The sequence below is a fragment of the Stenotrophomonas sp. pho genome, assembly GCF_006228405.1.
Taxonomy (GTDB): domain Bacteria; phylum Pseudomonadota; class Gammaproteobacteria; order Xanthomonadales; family Xanthomonadaceae; genus Stenotrophomonas; species Stenotrophomonas sepilia.
Genome location: NZ_CP029759.1, coordinates 1139241 through 1160139, shown reverse-complemented (window position 1 = coordinate 1160139; position 20899 = coordinate 1139241). Strand labels below are relative to the sequence as shown.

The window sequence follows — 20899 nt, the reverse complement described above, 5'->3', positions numbered from 1 at the left end:
CAAAAGGGATCTGACCCCATCACCGTATCAGCCCTGCCCGGCCAGCGCGCGCAGGGTGATGCCGACGATGTAGGCCAGGTACGTGCCGGTGGCATAGCCCATCGTCCCCAGCAGCACGCCGACCGGCGCCAGGGCCGGATGGAACGCCGCGGCCACCACCGGCGCCGAGGCTGGGCCACCGATGTTCGACTGCGAACCGATGGCGAAATAGAAGAACGGTACCTTCAGCAGCTTGCCCAGGCACCACAGCAGCACGATGTGCACGCTGATCCAGATGATGCCCAGCAGGAACAGCCACGGGCGGTCCAGCAGCGCCAGCAGATCCATCTGCATGCCGATGCAGGCGATCAGGAAGTACAGCAGCAGCGAGCCCAGGCGCGATGCGCCCGCGCCTTCCAGGTTGCGCGCACGGGTGAAACTCAGGCTGAGGCCGAGCGTGGTCGACAGCACCACCACCCACACGAACGGCGCGTCCAGGCTGAACTGCGCAGCCCAGCTGACATTCGCCTTGAACCACGCCGCCAGCGGTGCGCCAATGGCGTGAGCCAGGCCGACACCGCCGAAGGCCACCGCCACGATCAGCATCAGGTCGGTCAGGCTGGGAATGCGTTCGTGTTCGGCCTGGAAGCGCGCGATGCGCTCCTTCAGCTCATCGATGGCCGAGGTATCGGCGCCACTGCGCGCGTCGATCTTCGCCGCGCGCCCGGCCAGGAAGATCAGCGCGGCCATCCATACGTAGCCGACCCCGACGTCGACCACCGCGAACTGTCCGAAGGTGGTCGCATTGACGTCGAACACTTCACGCATCGCCAGCATGTTGGCGCCGCCGCCGATCCAGCTGCCCGCCAGCGCGGCCATGCCGGCCCAGGTGTCTCCGGCCACGGTTTCCGGATGCACGACACGCATCAGCAGGAACGCCACCACCGCACCGAGCATGATGCTGGCCGAGGCACCCAGGTACATCAGCACCAGCTTCGGGCCAAGCCGCAGGATGCCCTTGATGTCGACCGCAAGGGTCAGCAGGATCAGCGCCGCCGGCAGCAGGATGTCGCGCGCGATCGGGTTGTAGAGCCGGGTGTTCTGCCCGTCGATCAGGCCCACGGTGTTGTAGATGCCGGGAATCAGGTAACACAGCAGCAGGGCCGGCACGAAGGTGTAGACGCGCTTCCACAGGCCCTGCTCTCGCGAGGCGGTCCAGAACACGGCGCCAAGGGTGGCGGCGATCAAACCGAAGACGACGATGTCGTTCTGGATCAGGGCAGTCGAAGGCATGCAGGCGCTCTGGTAGAGCCGGCCGCTGGCCGGCTGCTGTTGGCGGCAGATCCGGAAGGTGCACCGACCAACGGTCGGCACCCACCGGTAAAGCAGAGGGTGAAACAAAAGCGCCGCCCCGAAGGGCGGCGCTGCAATCATCAATTGCCGATGTGCTGCTTCAGCCAGGCATTGACGGTGTCATGCCACAGGATGCTGTTGTTCGGCTTCAGCACCCAGTGGTTTTCATCCGGGAAGTACAGGAACTTCGATTCGATGCCCTGGCGCTGGGCGGCGGTGAACGCGGCCAGGCCCTGCTCGACCGGAATGCGGAAGTCCTGCTGGCCGTGGATGACCAGGATCGGCTTCTTCCAGTCCGCCACGTGGTTGACCGGGTTGAACTTCTCGTAGTTGGCGGCCTTCTGGTACGGCGTGCCGCCCTGCTCCCACTCGGTGAACCACAGTTCTTCGGTGGCGTAGCCCATCATGCGCTGGTCGAACACGCCGTCGTGGTTGACCAGGCACTTGAACGGGCCGTTCCAGTTGCCGGCGATCCAGTTGACCATGAAGCCGCCGTAGCTGGCGCCCAGCGCGCAGGCCTTGTCACCGTTGAGGAAGGAATACTTCTTCAGTGCCGCATCCCAGCCCTTCTGCAGGTCTTCCAGCGGGCGGTCGCCCCAGTGCTGGCTGATCGCATCGGTGAATGCCTGGCCATAGCCGGTGGAGCCGTGGAAGTCGATCATCACCACCGCGTAGCCCTGGCCCGCGTAGGTCTGCGGGTTCCAGCGGTAGCTCCAGCCATTGCCGAAGCTGCCCTGCGGGCCGCCGTGGATCAGGAACGCCACCGGGTAGGACTTGCCTTCCTGGTAGTTGTGCGGCTTGACCACGTAGCCGTGCACGGTGTCGTTGTTCCAGCCCTTGAACTCGAACTGCTCGTAGTCGCCGAAGGACACGTCCTTCAGCACCTCGCCTGCGGCCGGGGTCAGCGCGCGCAGTTCGCCGATGGCTTCGCCCGCGGCCGGCAGCAGGCCGACCAGCACCTGGTCGTTGCTCTTCAGGCTGTTGCGGGTGATCGCCACGCTGTTGCCGGCCACGTCGACCGCGGTCACGCTGCCGTCGCCGATCAGCTTGGTGGCCTTGCCGCTGGCCACGTCGATCTGGAACAGCGGGTGTTCGCCGAGGTCGTCGGCGGTGGTGTAGATGCTGGCGCCGTCGGCGGACAGGGTGATGCCACCGGCCGAACGATCCCACCGCGGGGCAATCTCGCGGGTCTTGCCGCTGGCAACGTCCATCGCCATCAGGCCGAAGCGGTCGGCCTCGAAGCCCGGGCGCTTCATCGCGCGGTAGAACAGCGTCTTGCCGTCGGCACTGAACACCGGGCCGGCATCCCAGGCCGGGTTGGAGGCCGTCAGGTTGACCGGCGCCTGCTTGCCGGCGGCGTCGAAGCGGTACAGGTCGAAGTTGGTCGACCACGGCTCCTGCTTGCCGGCCACGCGGATGCTGGCCACCACGCTGGCGCCGTCCGGCGACCAAACGAAGTCGTCATTGCCGCCGAACGGCTTGGACGGCGCATCACCATCGATGGTCGCGCTCAGCGCCGAAGCGCCCTTGACTGCACCGGCCTTGGCTGCCGGCAGCGGAGCGACGAACAGGGTGTTGCGGCGACCGTCGTTCCAGGTGTCCCAATGGCGCACGAACAGCGAATCCCACACCTGGCCGCTGGCTTTGGCGTCCTTCTTTTCCTTCAGCTTCTTCTCGGTGCAGGCCAGGTCCGAGGCGCAGGCCTGGAACACGCCGGCGCTGAACAACACGCGGTCGTCCTGCGGCGACACACGGTAGCTGTCCACGTCGACCGGGAAGTCGGTCAGCTGGCGCGGGGTGCCGCCGCTGATCGGCTGCGCGTACAGCTGCTGGCTGCCGTTCCTGGCACTGAGGAAATACACGGTCTGGCCATCGGCCGACAGCGAAGCGGAATTGACGTTCCAGCCGGCCGGGGTGATCTGCTTCGGCGGCGCTGCGTCGCGGGTGCGCAGGTTGCGCGCGTACAGCGCGGTGGAGGCCTTGAGATTGGCATCCACGCTGCGCTTGGCGAACACCACGGTGCCGCCGTCAGCGGTCAATACCGGCGCGGAGACGCGGTCCATGGCCACCATGTCGCGGACTTCCAGGCCACGGGCAGCGGCGACGCTGGGCAGGGCGGCCAGCAGGCTCAGTGGCAGCAGGGCATGACGCAGTTTCATCGGGGTCTCCGCAGGACGGCAAAAAACCGATGGTAGGCCCGCATGGCCGGGGCTGCCAAGGCCATCGGTCATGGCTGCAGGCGGGCAATCGCCAGAAACAGCAAACCCCGCCGAAGCGGGGTTTGTGGGGACGCCGGGGTCGGATCCGATTCCGGCGGAATCGGCTCTGACCCCAGACGCCGTCAGCGCGGGGTCGGAGCCCTTCCCTGCGGGAAGGCGTCCGACCCCATTGCTTACGCCTTGGCGTACTTGCCGGTGCGGTAGATCAGCCAGCCGACCAGGAACAGCACGGCCAGGCCGATCCACTGTGCGCCCGGCAGGTGGAACGGCACCGCCAGCACGTCGGCGCGGCTGCTGACCACGATCGGAATCGCGATGGCGATGCCCATCAGTGCCTCACCGGTGATCAGGCCGGCGGCAAACAGCACGCCCGGCTTGTGCACGCGGTCGCGGCCTTCTTCGTCATCGGCGCGCACCTTGTGGAAGCGCTCGACCAGATGGGCGATCAGGCCGCCGAGGAAGATCGGCACCATCAGTTCCAGCGGCAGGTAGATGCCGATGGCGGCAGCCAGCACCGGCACGCGGAAGCGCGCGTTGCGCGACTTCAGCCAGCTGTCGAAGGCGATGATGGCAGCGCCGACCACAGCACCGATGCCGATGAAGGTCCACGGCAGTTCACCACCGAACAGGCCCTTGGCCACCGAGGCCATCAGGTTGGCCTGCGGCGCAGCCAGCGCGTTCGGGTGCAGCTCGGACTTCACGCCGATGCCGTAGGCAGTGGCCAGCAGGTTCAGTACCGGGGCCATGATCAGCGCGCACGAGAACGCACCGATGCCCAGCATCAGCTGCTGCTTCCACGGGGTGGCACCGACGATGTAACCGGCCTTGAGGTCCTGCAGGTTGTCACCACCGACCGCAGCGGCACAGCACACCACCGCACCAATCATGATCGCGGCCACCGCGCCCAGCGGCGCCCCGCCGGCACCGACCGGCTTGAGGCCGTCAGCGCCCAGCAGCACGACCAGCACGGCCGAGGCGAACAGGATGGTGGAGATGGTGATGCCCGAGACCGGATTGTTGGACGAACCGATCAGGCCGGCCAGGTAGGCCGAGACCGAGACGAACAGGAAGCCGGCGACGATCATGATGAGGGTCATCGGGATCGACACGTGCCACTGGCCGACGATGGCCTGATACAGGGCCAGCAGCGGCAGCACGAACGCCACCAGGGCGACCAGCATCCACTTCATCGGCAGGTCGCGCTCGGTATGCGCCAGCACCGGGCCACCACTCTTGCGGGCCGCGGCGAAACCGCTCTTGACGCCGTTGAGCAGCGACTTGCGCAGCGAGATCAGGGTCCAGATGCCACCGATCAGCATCGCACCAACGCCCAGGTAGCGCATCTTCGCGCCCCAGATGGCGAACGCGGCCTCGGTGGAGGAAGCCGCAGCAACCGACGCGGCCAATGCCGGATCGGTGTTCATGAAGAACGCCTGGTAGATCGGAATGGCGATGTGCCAGGTCAGGATCGAGCCGGATACCACCACGATGCCGACGTTGAGGCCGACGATGTAGCCCACGCCCAGCAGTGCAGGCGACAGGTTGGTGCCGATGAAGGCGGTGACCTTGGAGCTGCCGACATAGGCCGAGGTGGCCCAGGCGTCCGGGATCAGGCGCATGCCGCTCTCCGCAGCCAGCTTGACGAACGCGCCGATCACCGCCGACAGGCCGAGGATCTTCAGGCCCGGACCCGGGTTCTCACCGGCCTTGAGCACTTCCGCCGCCGCCTTGCCTTCCGGGAACGGCAGCGGGTCTTCAACGATCATCGAACGGCGCAGCGGCACCGAGAACAGCACGCCCAGCAGGCCGCCCAGGCCGGCGATGCCCAGCACCCACCAGTACTTGAAGTCCGGCCAGTAGCCCATGATCACCAGCGCCGGGATGGTGAAGATCACACCGGCGGCGATCGACGAGCCGGCCGAGGCGCCGGTCTGCACGATGTTGTTTTCAAGGATGGAGCCACCGCCCAGCAGGCGCAGCACGCCCATGGAAATCACCGCGGCGGGAATGGCGGTGGCGATGGTCAGGCCTGCGAACAGGCCGAGGTAGGCGTTTGCGGCCGACAGCACCACCGCCAGCACGATGGCCAGGGCCACTGCGCGGAAGGTGAGCTGCTTGGGCGCAGCGTCGTGGTTCATGGAAGCCCCTGCTGGCAAAAAATCCCTGTCACGCTAGCGTTCAGGACAGATCAAGTCCAGCGTGCCAAAGGATGGGGCAGCCGCCACAGCGCAATGAGGCTGTGCGTGAAGCCGGAATCGGCAGACACGGCAAAGTCCGGCTGGGATCACCTGAATTGATATGTTATATCTTAATACTACCCTGTAGCTTCCGCATCGCATGCCCCCTTCCCCCTCCTCTCGCCTGGCCTCCATCGACCAGCTGCGCGGCACCGTGATGCTGCTGATGCTGCTGGACCACGTGCGCGAGACCTTCTTCCTGCAGCACCAGGTGAGCGACCCGATGGACGCAGCCACGGTCTCCCCTGCGCTGTTCGCCTGCCGTCTGCTGGCCCACCTGTGCGCACCCGTGTTCGTCCTGTTGACCGGCCTGTCGGCCTGGCTGTACGGCCAGCGCCAGCCGGATCCGCGCCGGGCCACAGCCGCCTTCCTGCTCAAGCGCGGGTTGTTCCTGGTGGTGCTGGAACTGACCCTGGTGAACTTCGCCTGGACCTTCCAGCTGCCGCCGCACACGCTGTACCTGCAGGTGATCTGGGCCATCGGGCTGAGCATGATCGCGCTGGCCGGCCTGCTGTGGCTGCCACGCCCGGCCCTGCTGATGCTGGCAATCGCGGTGGTGGCCGGGCACAACCTGTTCGACGGCCTTCGGGTGCAAGGCAATGGCCTGCTGGCGGTGCTGTGGAAAGTACTGCACCAGCGCGACTGGATCGAGGCTGGCACGCTGCGCCTGCGCACCTCCTATCCGGTACTGCCGTGGATCGGGGTGATTGCGCTGGGTTATCTGATGGGGCCCTGGTTTGGCCGCGCGCGCGCGCCGGAGCAGCGCCAGCGCTGGCTGCTGTGGGCAGGCGTCAGCGCGCTGGCCCTGTTCGCATTGCTGCGGTTGGCCAACCAGTACGGGGATGCTCCCTGGTCGTACCAGACCACTACGCTGCGCACGTGGTTGAGCATCTTCAACGTCACCAAATACCCGCCGTCCTTGCAGTTCCTGCTGCTGACCCTGGGCGTGGGAGTGTTGCTGCTGCGGCTGTACGAATGGCCGCCGCTGGCGCGGGCACTGCAGCCGCTGGCCGATATCGGCGCTGCGCCGATGTTCTTCTACCTGCTGCACCTGTACTTACTGAAGGGGCTGTACCTGGCCGCGTTGGCGGCCTGGGGGCCGACCCATGGCGAGCTGTATGCCCTGGATTCGGTCAGCGGCCTGCTGCTGGTGGCCTGTGCGCTGGCGGTGGTGCTGTACCCGCCGACGCGGGCCTTCGCGCGGTTCAAAGCGCGAAGGCGCGATCTGCCGTGGTTGCGATACCTGTGATCGCCCAGGCCAGTCCGGCAATCCACGCATGGCGTGGATCTACTGAAAGCGGATCAGGTCACAGGCCTATAATTCCGCGATGAATTCCACCGCTATCGCTTCCGACGACTTCCTGGGCCACCCCAAGGGCGTCTACGTCTGCTTCTTCACTGAAATGTGGGAGCGCTTCTCCTTCTACGGCATGAAGGCGCTGTTGCTGCTGTACCTGACCAAGTACCACCTGTTCGGCGACAAGGCCGGCCTGGACCTGCTCGGTGCCTACGGTGGCCTGGTGTACTGCATCCCGGTGTTCGGTGGCATGCTGGCCGACCGCTGGCTGGGCATGCGCCGGGCAGTGCTGTTCGGCGGCATCCTGCTGGTGCTGGGCCACCTCGGCATGGCCTTCGAGGGCCACGCCGCTTACCGGGTAAACGGCGAAGTGGTGCGCGACACCTCCGCACTCGCAGTGACCTACCTGTCGCTGGCGCTGATCATCATGGGTGTCGGCTTCCTGAAGCCGAACATCTCCACCATCGTCGGCAAGCTGTACGCCAAGGACGACCCGCGCCGCGATTCGGGCTTCTCGCTGTTCTACGCCGGCATCAACCTCGGCGCGCTGTTCTCCTCGCTGGTGTGCGGCTTCCTCGGCGAGGCCTATGGCTGGAAGTACGGTTTCGGTGCAGCCGGCATCGGCATGCTGGCCGGCCTGGCGATGTTCCTGTGGGGCCAGAAGTACCTGCAGGGCCACGCCGAACCGCCGCAGCCGGCGGCGCTGAAGCAGAAGGTGATGGGCCTGCCGCGCGAATGGCTCATCTACCTGTGCGCGGTGCTGGGTGTGCTGCCGGTGGCGTGGCTGATGTGGGCCGCCGGCAACGGCGCGTTCGCGCTGGGCGGAGAAATCAGCCTGGCGCTGATGCTGATGCTGGTGGTGCTGGGCGGCGTGCTGGTCTGGTTCGCCTGGTTCACCGGCACGAAATGCACGCCGGTGCAGCGCCAGCAGATGATCGCGCTGATGGTGCTGATCTTCATGGCACTGGTGTTCTTCACGATGTACGAGCAGTCCTACGGCTCGTGGGTGACCTTCACCGACCGCCTGCTGACCAAGGACATCGTGCCCTCGCTGGTGATCACCGGCGGCACGCCGCTGCCGTGGTCCATCCTCTCGCTGCTGCTGGCACCGCTGGGCTTCGTGGTCAGCGCGCGCCTGTCGGAACGGCGCCCGGGTTCGGCCGCACCGCGCGCGTTCTTCGCCGCCATTGTCGTGCTGATGCTGGTGCTGCTGGTGCGCGACTGCCTGGTGATCCCGCAGACCGCAGGTTCGCTCACCTACCTCGGCGGCCTGTTCCTGGTGCTGCTGGCGCCGGCCTTCGCCGCGCTGTGGACGTGGATGGACCGCCGCGGCTGGGAGCCGGGCAAGCCGGTGAAGTCGGCCTGGGGCCTGGTGATTGGCGCACTGTCGTTCGTACCGCTGGCACTGGCGGCGCAGCAGGTGGGCGCCACTGGCGAGATGGGCAGCGTGTGGTGGCTGGTGCTGGCCTACTTCCTGCTGGCCAGCGGCGAGATGTGCCTGTCGCCGGTCGGCCTGTCGGCAGTGACCCAGCTGGCCGTGCCGCGGGTGATGAGCCTGATGATGGGCACCTGGTTCCTGGCCACCGCGTTCTCGGAAACGCTGGCCGCGCTGTTCGGCAAGCTGGCCGCGATCGAGGTGCCGGAAGGCGAATCGCTGGACATGGTGGCCGCAGCCGGCGCCTATGCGCACCTGTTCTGGCTGCTGATGTGGATCGGCCTGGGTTGCGCACTGGCGGCCTTCATCGCCGCACCGCTGCTGAAGAAGATGATGCACGGGGTGAAGTAAACCCTGCGCTTGCGGAAAACCAGGGCGGCGGAATGATCATCCACCGCCCTGTCAGCTCAGGGCGCCTTGTCCTTGCCGGTCGCGGGCGCGGTCGTCGCAGTCTTGCCGCCCAGGCTGCGCGCCAGGAAGGCCAGCAGCTTGTCGTAGTACTCGCTGCGATGGGCCTCGGTGTAGAAGCCGTGGCCTTCGGTCTTGTAGTACAGGCTTTCCACCGGCGTGCCGGCGCGCTTGAGCGCGGCTTCCATGCGCTCGGTGTGCTGGATCGGCGCGCGCTTGTCTTCGCCACCGGCGGCCAGGAACACCGGCACCTTGATCCGTTCGGCCATGTTCACCGGCGACACCGCACCCAGCTTGGCCGGATCCCCCAGCCATTCGCGCAGATAGGTCACGCCTGAACCCCGGTCCTGGATGTCGCCGCGGGTGTACATCATCGGCAGGTCGTAGACCCCGACATAGCCCGCCGCGCACTGATACAACCCGGGTTCGCGGCGGCACCCATCATCGCCGAGTAGGCCCCGTAGCTGGCGCCGTAGATACAGATGCGACGGCCGTCGGCGATGCCTTCGCTGATTGCCCAGCGGGTGGCATCGGTGACATCGTCCTGCATCGCCGCGCCCCACTGCTGCGCCCCGGCCTGGGTGTGGGCCCGGCCGTAGTTGCCCGAACCACGGAAGTTGACCTGCAGCACGGCATAACCGGCCGCGGCCAGCATCTGCGTTTCGCGGTCGTACTGGCCGGAATCGAAGATGTCGAACGGGCCGCCATGCGGCATCACCACCATCGGCAGGTTGCGCCCGTCGCTGCCGGCCGGCAGGGTCAGGAAGCCATGCAGCGGCAGCCCGTCGCGCGCCTTCAGTGCAATCGGCTTCACGCTGGCGCTACGGTCCACGTCGATCCAGTCGCTGCGGCTGATCAGGTGATCGGCCTTGCGCGCCACCGTGTCGTACACATAGAAATCGCCTGGATTCGAGCCCGACCAGGTTTCCACCAGCACGACACGGCCATCGCGGGTGCTGGAGGTGATGTAGACGGGCCCTCCGAAGGCGGCCTCCAGGCTGCGGTACAGGCGCGCATCGGCCGAGCCTTCATCGAAGAAGCGCGTGCGCGGTTTGTCACCCAGGTACAGCGCGCCTACCGGCACATGGGTGCCGGGCCGGTGGATGATGCGGTACGGATTGACCACCTCGTCGCGTAGAAGCGTCGCGCGTTCGCCGGTCTGCGGGTTCCAGCTGACGATCGCATCCGGGCCCTGGGCCTGCTCGACGTTGAGGTAGGCCAGGCTGTCATCGGCCGAGAAGCCGAGGGCGGTTTCGATGCGCTTGCTGACCGCCTCATCATTGATCAGCTTCCAGCTGTCGCCACTGCGTTCGCGGAAATACAGCTTGTTGATGTTGTCGCTGCCCGAGCCGTGCACGAAGCGGACCTCGCCGGCGCCGTCGGTGGTGAACTCACCGCGCCGTACCGGCGAAGACGCCACCCGCGAGCGACGACCGGTGGTCACATCCATGCGATCGACGCGGGTGAACGGATCCTCGGCCAGCGGCCATACGGTCACCAGCACGTTGCGCTCGTCACCCGGCAGGTCGTCGGCCAGGAAGGCGGCCACGGCTTCGACTTTCTTCGGCTGGATGCGGGTCCCCGGGCCCTTGCTTTCGACGCGATAGCCGACCAGCAGCTCGCCACGGTTGCCATTGGCGTCGATGGCATAGAGTTCGCCGGTGGGATTGGGCTGGTCGAGCGAGCCCCACTTCTGGGCCAGGCCGATCAACAGGCGCTCGTTGCTGACCCAGTCGAATTCCTGCGCATGATTGCGGCTGGGCGGCCAGAAACTGCCGACCACCTCCTTGTCCTTCAACCGCAGGATCGCGATCGCGGTACTGTCCTCCCTCGGAACCGTTGCCGCTACGTACTCGCCCCCCGGCGAGATCTTGATATCGGTGAAGGTCTCCCGGCGCAGGTACTGCGTCAGGTCCACCGCCCCCGCGCTGCCTGCGGCAACGCCCCCGATGACGGCCAGTGCGGCCGCCAGAATGGTCTTGTGCATCCTTCCCCTGCTCCTGTGGACACCTTGTCCTGGTGGCCGATTCTAGGCAGCGCCGAGCGTTTGACGCCAGAGCCGGAAAAGACGACGGCACCGTTGCCGGTGCCGTCGTTGCCACTACCTTGGAGAGAGAGTCAGGACGTGGGTTCGGGGGACGTGCGCCGGGTCAGTGGACCCCGCGCACCGCCAACATGAGGGCCAGGATGCTGAGGATCACGGCGATGGTGCCGTCGAGCACGCGCCAGGTGCTGGGCTTGGTGAACAGCGGCGCCAGCAGGCGGGCGCCGAGGCCCTGCGCGGTCAGCCACAGGCAGCTGGCGGTGACCACGCCGGCAGCGAAGGCCATGCGGGCGTTGCCGAAGTTCTCGGCGATGGAGCCGATCACCATCATGTCCAGCCAGAAGTGCGGGTTGATCAGCGAGAAGCCGACCGCAGCCATCAGCACCGCGCGGCGGCTGCCGTCATCGCTGTCGGCCTCGCCCATGCCACCACCCCCGGCGATCGCACGGCGTGCCGACTTCATCGCATACCAGGCCAGGAACGCGACACCGGTCCACAGCACGGCGGTCGTCAGCCACGGCAGCGCCGAGGTGAGCGTGCGCAGGCCGGCCACGCTGGCGAAGATGAAGATGGCATCGATGGCCGCGCAGGTGGCGACCACCGGCACGATGTGCTTGCGCAGGATGCCCTGGCGCAGAATGAAGGCGCTCTGGGCGCCGACCACCGCGAACAGGCCGATGCCGGTGGCTGCACCAGAGAACCAGGCACCGAGGCCGGTGCTGGCGGAGATGACCGAGAACATGGGATTCACTGCCTTGTATTGCTTGGGGGACGGTGCCTCGCGAAGGCGGACAGCACCGGAACGGACGCCATTGTCGCGCCGCAACATGGAAAAGACGAGCTAAACTTCCTAAACCAACATTAGCGGAGCTTAATTCGATGCGCATCGATCATGCCCAGCTGCGCGCCCTGGCCGCGGTGATCCGCGAAGGCAGCTTCGACCGCGCCGCACAGTCGTTGAATGTCACGCCCTCGGCCATCTCGCAGCGGGTCAAGGCACTGGAGGACCGGATCGGCCGCCTGCTGGTCAAGCGCGGCACCCCGGCCACCGCCACCGCCGAGGGGCAGCTGCTGGTGCAGCTGGCCGAGCAGACCGCCCTGCTCGAACACGATGCGCTGCACCGGATGGGCCTGGCCGATGAGGACCTGCCCCAGGCCAGCATCCCGGTGGCGGTGAACCACGACAGCCTGGAAACCTGGTTTCCGCAGGCCGCCTACCAGTTCGCGCAGACCACCGGCACCACCCTGGACCTGCGTGTGGAAGACCAGGACCACACCGTGGAGCTGCTGCGCCAGGGTACGGTGCTGGGCGCAGTGACCACGCTGGACGAGCCGGTGCAGGGCTGCCAGATCCATGCGCTGGGCAGCATCCGCTATGCAGCGACCTGCACGCCGGAGTTCCGCGAACGCCACTTTGCCAAGGGCGTGACCGCGCAGGCGCTGGCGCAGGCACCGGTGCTGGTGTTCAACCGCAAGGACGAAATGCAGTCGCGCTTCGCCCGGCGCATGGCCGGCGACGACCTGCCCAGCACCGCACCGACCTGGTGGATTCCCTCCACCCGGGCCTTCGTGCAGGCCAACCTCGGCGGCATGGGCTGGACCATGAACCCCCTGCCGCTGGTCAAGCGCCACCTGGACGCCGGGCGACTGGTCTACGTGCGCCAGCGCGCGTGGGAAGACGTGCCGCTGTACTGGCAGCACTGGAAGGGCGACGTGCAGACCATGGCCCTGCTGACCCGCGCGGTACTGGATGCGTCCTCCGCGCTGATCCGGCGCAAGCGCTGACGCCCAGCGGGAAAAAGGGGACGGAGGGGATTAAGTCGTCTTTGCCCCGGATGTCGTTTGGGTCTTAAACGACTTAATCCCCTCCGTCCCCTTTTTTGCTCCATCGGATCTCCACGTAAGCTCCACACCAGGTCCATGCGTGATGCGGATACTGGTCGGCCGATCACTGCAAGGATGCCCTGCATGCCTGTATTCGTCCGCGACGCCCGCCCCGAAGATGCCGCCGCCTGCATCGACCTGCGCGGGCGCACCCGCGAGAACGCCTTCAGTGCGGCCCAGCTGGCAGAACTGGGCATCACCGAGGACAGCTGGGCAGCCGGCATCGCCCAGGGCGATTCGATCGGCCGCGTCGCCTGGGACGGCGAGCGCATGGCCGGTTACTGCTTCGCCGATCGTGACAGCGGCGAGGTGCTGGTGCTTGCCCTGCTGCCGGACTACGAGGGCCGCGGCATCGGCCGCCAGCTGCTGCAGGACGTGGTCAGCCTGACCCGCGATGCCGGCCACCAGCGCCTGTTCCTGGCCTGCTCGGCCGACCCGCGTTCGCGCTCGCATGGCTTCTACCGCCGCCTGGGCTGGCGCCCGACCGGCGAGCTCGATGAGGCCGGCGACGAGATCCTTGAGCTGGTCCCCACCGTCGCCGGGCGCCGCCTGCCGCCCACGTGACAGCGTCGCGAAACGTCGGATGCTGCGTTGCATCAAAAAACGACCGGATCCGGTTAGAATCGTGGATGGATGCTGCAAGGCGTTGTTTCTTCACGCCCTTTCCCTGCCCCACGCGCATCCTGACCCCTTCCCCTCCGCCAACGATCCCGCCCCCATGAAGAAATTTGGCAAGGCCCTGCTCGCCCTGCTCGTGCTGCTGTTGCTGGCCGCCGCGCTGTTCCTGTACTGGCCACTGACCCAGCGCTCCGTGCCCGCCGCCAGCAACGACAAGCCCGTCGATGTTGTGCTGGTCGGCGCCGGCATCATGAGCATCACCCTGGCCACCTACCTGCAGGAACTGCAGCCGGACTGGAACATCCAGGTCTACGAACGCCTCGACGGCGTCGCCGGTGAAAGCTCCGATGGCTGGAACAACGCCGGCACCGGCCACTCGGCGTTCGCCGAACTGAACTACACCCCGGAACTGCCCGACGGCAGCATCGAGACCAAGCGCGCGGTCGGCATCGCCGAATCGTTCGAGGTCTCGCGCCAGTTCTGGTCGCACCAGGTGAAGGAAGGCCGGCTGAGCCAGCCCAGCGACTTCATCAACCCGACCCCGCACATGAGCTTCGTCTGGGGCGATGACAACATCGCCTACCTGCACAAGCGCCAGCAGGCCCTGGTGAAGAACCCGCTGTTCTACGGCATGCAGTACTCCGAGGATCCGGCGCAGATCAAGCAGTGGGCCCCGCTGCTGATGGAAGGCCGTGACCCGAAGCAGAAGGTTGCCGCGACCTGGATGCCGCTCGGTACCGACGTCAACTTCGGTGTGATCACCCGCCAGCTGACCGCCGGCCTGCAGCGCAGCCCGAACTTCAGCCTGCACCTGAACCATGAAGTGACCGCGCTGCGGCAGAACGCCGACAAGAGCTGGAACGTGACGGTGAAGGATCTCAAGGCCGGCACCGAAACCACCACCCACACCCGCTTCGTCTTCATCGGTGCCGGCGGCGCCGCGCTGAAGCTGCTGCAGATGTCGGGCATTCCGGAATCGAAGGACTACGCAGGCTTCCCGGTCGGTGGCCAGTTCCTCGCCTTCCAGGGCCAGGACGTGACCTCGCGCCATGGCGTAAAGGCCTACGGCATGGCCGAAACCGGTTCGCCGCCGATGTCGGTGCCGCACCTGGATGCACGCAAGCTGGACGGCAAGCCGGTGGTCCTGTTCGGGCCGTTCGCGCTGTACAGCACCAAGTTCCTCAAGCACGGCTCGTGGTGGGACCTGTATTCCTCGGTGACCCACAACAACGTTGGCCCGATGCTGGAAGTGGGCAAGGACAACCTGGACCTGGTGCAGTACCTGATGGGCCAGGCGCGCCTGAACGATGCCGACCGCCAGGCCGAACTGGTCAAGTACTTCCCCAATGCCAAGCCGGGTGACTGGAAGCTGGTCACCGCCGGCCAGCGCGTGCAGATCATCAAGCGCGATCCGCTGAAGGGCCCGGTGCTGCAGTTCGGTACCGAGATCGTGACCGACAAGGACCACACCATCGCCGCGCTGCTCGGCGCATCGCCGGGCGCGTCGACCTCGCCGCCGATCATGCTGGACCTGATGGCCAAGGCCTTCCCGGACCAGATGAAGGCCGGTTGGGAAACCCGCCTGCGCGAGATCGTGCCGTCGTACGGGCGCAAGCTCAACGACAGCGCCGCACTGGTCAACGAGATCCGTACGCTCACCAGCCAGACCCTGCACCTGCCGTACCTGGAGGTGCCGGTGGATGCGAACGCGGCGGTGCCGGCTCCGGCCGCTGCGGCTCCGGCACCGGCGAAGGAAAAGCGCAATGCCAATGAGGAACTGCAGGCGCTGTAAGCCCGCGCGTTCCTTCGATGCAGACGGACGGCCACCTTCGGGTGGCCGTTTGTTTTTGTGCGAGGTGGGTCGGATCCCTCCCGCACGGGAGGGCTCTGACCTGCGATTGGGCGTCGATGATGGGGTCGGAGCCCATTGTCTGCAGCAACGGGATCCGACCCCGGCCCGCCACTGCTCCGCGCCGGGAAGCCCCTGCACAATGACGCGAATTGTAATGTTGTTAAGAATTATTTACATTTGCACCATGCGCAGTGATCGCGCCGCTCCAGATGGACCTGACCGTGCCCGAAGCCGCCGCCCCGGGTGCTGGACGACTGTTGCCGCCCTTCCCCCGTTTCCAAGCCTCGAGCCCACCATGCCCCTGCCTGTCCGTAACCGCCTGCCCCGCCGCGCACTGCTGCCCGCTGCCCTGCTTTCGTCGCTGACCCTGCTGGCCACACCCGCCGCGTTCGCCGCCACCGATGCCGCCGGCGATGCCAAGACCCTGGACCGGGTCAGCGTCCGGGCCGAGCAGTCCGCTCCGCCGGCCAGCACCACGCGCCTGCCGATCACCCTGCAGGAAACCCCGCAGTCGGCCACCGCGATCAGCCTGCAGCGCCTGCAGGACGAATCACTGTTCAGCATCAACGATGTGATGCGCAACGTGACCGGCGTCAGCGTGTCCTTCTATGACACGCAGCGCCCGCTGTACTACGCGCGCGGCTTCGCCATCACCGACTTCCAGGTCGACGGCATCCCCACCTACAGCGGCTCCACCAACCAGGAATACGACACCGCCTTCTACGACCGCATCGAAGTGATCCGCGGTGCCAACGGCCTGCTCAGCGGCGCCGGCGTGCCGTCGGCCACGGTCAACCTGCTGCGCAAGCGCCCCGGCAAGGAATTCGACGCGTCGTTCGCGGTCAGCGCCGGTAGCTGGGACTACCGCCGCATGGAAGCCGACGTCACCGCGCCGCTGACCGATGACGGCCGTTTCCGCAGCCGCGTGGTCGCCGCTTACACCGATCGCGGGCTGTACTACGACCGTTACGACGAGAACAAGATGGCCGGCATGGCGGTGCTGGAAGGCGATGTCACCGACAGCACCACGCTCACCCTCGGCTACCAGACCCAGGACAACAACCCGACCGGTTCGACCTGGGGCACCGTGCCGTTCTTCGACAGCCAGGGCAATTTCGCCCATCTGCCGCGTTCGACCAACCTGTCGCCGAAGTGGAGCTACTGGAAGCGCGAGAGCAACACCGCCTTCGCCAACCTGGAACAGCGCTTCGGCGACAACTGGCTGCTGAAGATCAACACCGCCTACACCCGCGGCAACGTGCAGAACGTGCGCCTGTACGGCACCGGCAACCCGGACCCGGTGACCGGCTCGGGCATCTTCCTGCGTGCGGCCGCCGGTGATTCGAAAGACACCCGCCGCAATGTCGATGCTTACCTGACCGGCAACTTCCCGCTGTTCGGCCGCGACCACGACCTCACGGTCGGTGCCCAGTGGTCGGATCTGGAAGGGACCACGAACACCGTGGCGCTGAACTTCCCGAGCGACTGGGCAACGTGTGTCAGCGCCACGGGTGCACGCGAGCGCTGCTACTACATCCCCAACGTATACAGCTGGAACGGCGATATCTCCGAGGTGACCTACCGCCGCACCGGCGCGCGCCGCGTGGCCAAGACCACGCAGAGTGGCGTCTATCTGGCCACCCGCCTGCACCTGGCCGATCCGCTGTCGCTGATCGCCGGTGCACGCCTGAGCCGGTGGGAAACCCTCACCCGCTCCTACAACGCCACCGGCGCCTATACCGGCACCAGCGGTGCGTACAAGGTGAGCGATGAAGTCACTCCGTACGTGGGCCTGGTCTACGAGATCACCCCGAACGTGTCGGCCTATGCCAGCTACACCGAGATCTTCAATCCGCAGAACTACAAGGACCGCAACGAGAACCTGCTGGCGCCGGTGCAGGGCTCGAACCTGGAAGCGGGCATCAAGACGCAGTGGTTCGATGGCCGCCTGACCGCAAATGCCGCTGTGTTCGAGGCCAAGCAGGACAACTACGCGGTGCGTGACATGGGCGTGCCGGAGGGTTCGCTCAGCGACGGCAGCTCGGCCTACATCGGCGTCAACGGTACCAAGGCGCGTGGCTGGGAGATGGATATCAACGGCGAAATCCTGCCGGGCTGGACGGTCAATGCCGGCTACACCCACGTCAAGGTCACCCGCGCCGCCACCGACCTGCTGTACGCCAACCCGCCCAAGGACCTGCTGCAGCTCAACACGCAACTGCAGCTGCGCGGTGCGCTGGAACGCCTGAGCATCGGCGGTGGCCTGCAGTGGCAGAGCAAGGTGCAGGGCTACAACATCGCCTACCCGCTGGGCGGCACGGTGACCGTGAACCAGCCGGCGTACATGCTGGTGCAACTCAATGCCAACTACCGCATCAGCGACAGCTGGACTGCAACGCTGAGCGTGCGCAACGCGCTGGACAAGACTTACTGGGCCAACCTGGACTACAACAACTACGGCGAGCCGCGCTTCGTGTCGGCCAGCCTGCGCTGGAAGTTCTGAGCCACCTGCGAACCGGTGGGTGCCTGGTGGGTGCCGACCGTTGGTCGGCACGCCCTCCGCCACGACCCACCGTCGCGGCCTACCTGAATGAGCCCGCCTCCGCGCGGGCCCTTCTTTTTTGCTGCAATGCAGGTTGTACCCACTTCGTAATTATGCCGTAATTATCCCAACACCCGTCGGAAGCCGGTCAATGAACCCGAGCTGGGATACGTTGGAACGCAGTCGCCAGGCCCGCCTGGAACGTGCCGCGCCGTGGGCCCGGGGACGCGAGGTCGCCAGCAGCGACGTCGGCGAGTTGCTGCACGCAGTGCTGGAGCCAGGCGACAAGGTCTGCCTGGAGGGCAACAACCAGAAGCAGGCAGATTTCCTCGCCCAGGCGCTGGCCGACCTCGACCCCGCCCGCGTGCATGATCTGCACATGGTGCAGTCGGTCCTCTCACTGCCCTCGCACCTGGACGTATTCGAGCGTGGCATCGCCTCGAAACTGGATTTCTCGTTCTCCGGCCCGCAATCGGTGCGACTGGCCAACCTGGTGGCCGAAGGGCGCATCCAGATCGGTGCCATCCACACCTACCTGGAACTGTTCGGCCGCTACTTCATCGACCTTACGCCGCGCGTAGCGCTGGTCGCCGCGCAGGCCGCCGACCGCCACGGCAACCTCTATACCGGGCCGAATACCGAAGACACGCCGGTGATCGTCGAAGCCACCGCCTTCGGTGGCGGCATCGTCATCGCCCAGGTCAACGAGATCGTCGACAGCCTCCCCCGCGTCGATGTTCCTGCGGACTGGGTCAACTTCGTGGTGCAGGCGCCGAAGCCGAACCATATCGAGCCGCTGTTCACCCGCGACCCTGCGCAGATCTCCGAGATCCAGGTGCTGATGGCAATGATGGCCATCAAGGGCATCTACGCCGAGTACGGCGTGAATCGTTTGAATCACGGCATCGGCTTCGATACCGCCGCCATCGAACTGCTGCTCCCCACCTACGCAGAATCGCTCGGGCTGAAGGGAAAGATCTGCCAGCACTGGGCGTTGAACCCACACCCGGCACTGATTCCGGCGATCGAATCGGGCTTCGTCAGATCGGTGCATTCGTTCGGTTCGGAACTGGGCATGGAGAAATACATTGCCGCGCGGGGCGACGTGTTTTTCACCGGCGCCGACGGCTCGATGCGTTCCAACCGCGCGTTCTCGCAGACCGCAGGCCTGTATGCCTGCGACATGTTCATCGGTTCCACCCTGCAGATCGACCTGCAGGGCAACAGCTCCACTGCCACCCGCGACCGCATCGCCGGCTTTGGCGGCGCACCGAACATGGGCTCGGACGCGCGCGGCCGCCGCCATGCCAGCGAGGCCTGGATCAAGGCCGGCCAGCAGGCCGCACGCCCGGGCGAGATGCCACGCGGGCGCAAACTGGTGGTGCAGATGGTGGAAACCTTCCGCGAGCACATGGCCCCGGCATTCGTTGACCGCCTCGACGCCTGGGAACTGGCCGAACGCGCGAACATGCCGCTGCCGCCGGTGATGATCTACGGCGACGACGTCAGCCATGTGCTGACCGAGGAAGGCATCGCCAACCTGCTGCTGTGCCGCACTCCCGAGGAGCGCGAACAGGCGATCCGTGGCGTGGCCGGCTATACCGCCGTGGGCATCGGGCGCGACCGCGCGATGGTGGAGAACCTGCGCGACCGCGGCGTGATCCGCCGTCCCGGTGACCTCGGCATCTCCGTGCGCGATGCCAGCCGTGACTTGCTGGCGGCGCGTTCGGTGAAGGACCTGGTGCGCTGGTCCGGCGGTCTGTACGACCCGCCCAAGCGCTTCCGCAACTGGTAAGGGGCTGAGCATGGAAACCCTCGACTATCGATTCGAAGGCCGCACCGACGTGCCGTTCGCGCGCGATGCGGTGCTGGTGGGCGTGCTGGCGTCAGGCAACCTGGAAATCCTGCTGGAACCGGCGGCGCAGCAGGGCGCGATGACGGTGCGCGTCATCACCGCCGCGCAGGGCTTCGGCAGCATCTGGCAGGCGGTGATCAACGACTTCGCACAGCGTCATCCGCTGCGCGATGTGCGCGTCTCGATCAACGACGCCGGTGCGACCCCGGCCGTGGTCAGCCTGCGCCTGGACCAGGCCGTGGAAACCCTGCTGGCCGGAGGCGCGCCATGAACCACGTACAGCGCCACAGCTATTACGAAGCCGATGCGCGCGAGCGCATCGCCGGGCTGGTCGACGCCGGCTCGTTCCACGAGTTCCTCGGCCCGGCGCGACGGATGATGAGTCCGCACCTGGCCCAGCTCGACCAGCCGGCCGCGTTCGACGATGGCATCGTCGTCGGCGAGGCCAGGATGCAGGGCAAACACGTGCTGCTGGCCGCACAACAGGGTGAATTCATGGGCGGCGGCGTGGGCGAAGTGCATGGCGCCAAGCTGACCGGGCTGCTGCGCCGTGCGGCGTACACCCGCCCTGACGGCGTGCTGCTGCTGCTCGATACCGGCGGCGTGCGGCTGCACGAAGCCAATGCGGGCCTGATTGCGATCTCCGAGATCATGCGCGCCACCCTGGACGCGCGTGCAGCGGGCGTGCCGGTGATCGCGCTGATCGGCAGCGGCAACGGCGCCTTCGGTGGCATGGGCATCGTTGCCCGCTGCTGCAACACGGTCATCATGTCCGAGGAAGGCCGGATGTCGCTGTCCGGACCGGAGGTGATCGAAACCGTTCGCGGCGTGGAAGAGTTCGACTCACGCGATCGCGCGCTGGTCTGGCGTGTGACCGGTGGCAAGCACCGGTACCTGATCGACCAGGCGCAGGTGCTGGTGCCCGATGCCCTTGAAGCATTCGCGCTGGCCGCACGCGACGCGCTGCACCCCGATGCGGGCAGCACTGACCCGGATGCTGCACTGGCCGCATTGCAGGAACGCCATGCGGCCTTGAAGGCGCGCGTGCGGGCCTGGGGCGATTGCCGCGATGGCCTGGAGATCTGGGCGCGGCTGGGCATTGCCCACCCCGAACGCCTGCCACTGCTCGACACCGATGAATTCCTCACCGCCACCGGCGACCGGAGCCTGCCATGA

13 protein-coding genes and 1 pseudogene are annotated in these 20899 nt (G+C 66.6%); 9 read left to right on the top strand and 5 right to left on the bottom strand.

The features are described 5' to 3' along the window. Positions 1-27: 27 nt before the first annotated feature. The 3 genes from DL544_RS05415 to DL544_RS05405 form a co-directional block, all read right to left on the bottom strand. The gene (locus DL544_RS05415; RefSeq protein WP_139726815.1) at positions 28-1272 is read right to left on the bottom strand and encodes a DUF819 family protein; all 1245 of its coding nucleotides are present in this window, start codon (positions 1270-1272) and stop codon (positions 28-30) included. Between the two features lie 140 nt (positions 1273-1412). Then, complete coding sequence (locus tag DL544_RS05410; protein ID WP_139726814.1) at positions 1413-3491, bottom strand: alpha/beta hydrolase family protein; 2079 nt, start codon at positions 3489-3491, stop codon at positions 1413-1415. 233 nt (positions 3492-3724) lie between these two features. Further along, positions 3725-5689, bottom strand: coding sequence for an OPT family oligopeptide transporter (locus tag DL544_RS05405; protein ID WP_049435318.1), 1965 nt, complete (start codon positions 5687-5689; stop codon positions 3725-3727). Positions 5690-5888: 199 nt separating this feature from the next. On the opposite strand from DL544_RS05405, the gene DL544_RS05400 reads away from it, so the two are divergent. Both DL544_RS05400 and DL544_RS05395 read left to right on the top strand, forming a co-directional pair. Further along, positions 5889-7037, top strand: coding sequence for an acetyltransferase domain-containing protein (locus DL544_RS05400; protein WP_139726813.1), 1149 nt, complete (start codon positions 5889-5891; stop codon positions 7035-7037). Between the two features lie 79 nt (positions 7038-7116). Continuing rightward, entirely contained in the window at positions 7117-8871 is a 1755-nt protein-coding gene (locus DL544_RS05395; RefSeq protein WP_139726812.1) for a peptide MFS transporter, read from the top strand. A 56-nt stretch (positions 8872-8927) separates the two neighbouring features. Here DL544_RS05395 and DL544_RS05390 read toward each other — a convergent pair. Further along, positions 8928-10546: pseudogene (locus DL544_RS05390) on the bottom strand (alpha/beta hydrolase family protein). Between the two features lie 532 nt (positions 10547-11078). After that, the gene (locus tag DL544_RS05385; protein WP_005415673.1) at positions 11079-11714 is read right to left on the bottom strand and encodes a LysE/ArgO family amino acid transporter; all 636 of its coding nucleotides are present in this window, start codon (positions 11712-11714) and stop codon (positions 11079-11081) included. Between the two features lie 137 nt (positions 11715-11851). Between DL544_RS05385 and DL544_RS05380 the strand changes: the two genes are divergently transcribed. The 7 genes from DL544_RS05380 (at position 11852) to DL544_RS05350 (ending at position 20899) form a co-directional block, all read left to right on the top strand. Then, complete coding sequence (locus DL544_RS05380; protein WP_049416399.1) at positions 11852-12757, top strand: LysR family transcriptional regulator ArgP; 906 nt, start codon at positions 11852-11854, stop codon at positions 12755-12757. 183 nt (positions 12758-12940) lie between these two features. Beyond that, the gene (locus DL544_RS05375) at positions 12941-13420 is read left to right on the top strand and encodes a GNAT family N-acetyltransferase (protein ID WP_053497651.1); all 480 of its coding nucleotides are present in this window, start codon (positions 12941-12943) and stop codon (positions 13418-13420) included. Between the two features lie 154 nt (positions 13421-13574). Further along, entirely contained in the window at positions 13575-15266 is a 1692-nt protein-coding gene (gene mqo, locus DL544_RS05370; protein ID WP_005415670.1) for a malate dehydrogenase (quinone), read from the top strand. Between the two features lie 355 nt (positions 15267-15621). Further along, positions 15622-17829: a TonB-dependent siderophore receptor gene (locus DL544_RS05365; protein ID WP_139726811.1), complete on the top strand. Its 2208-nt coding sequence runs from the start codon at positions 15622-15624 to the stop codon at positions 17827-17829. 190 nt (positions 17830-18019) lie between these two features. Next, positions 18020-19663, top strand: a complete 1644-nt coding sequence (gene mdcA, locus DL544_RS05360) for a malonate decarboxylase subunit alpha (protein WP_065185999.1) — start codon at positions 18020-18022, stop codon at positions 19661-19663. 10 nt (positions 19664-19673) lie between these two features. Beyond that, a complete protein-coding gene (gene mdcC, locus DL544_RS05355) occupies positions 19674-19994 on the top strand; it encodes a malonate decarboxylase acyl carrier protein (RefSeq protein WP_065178127.1) in 321 nt (106 codons plus the stop codon). Continuing rightward, positions 19991-20899, top strand: a complete 909-nt coding sequence (locus DL544_RS05350; RefSeq protein ID WP_065178128.1) for a biotin-independent malonate decarboxylase subunit beta — start codon at positions 19991-19993, stop codon at positions 20897-20899. The genes mdcC and DL544_RS05350 overlap by 4 nt, the downstream gene beginning before the upstream one ends.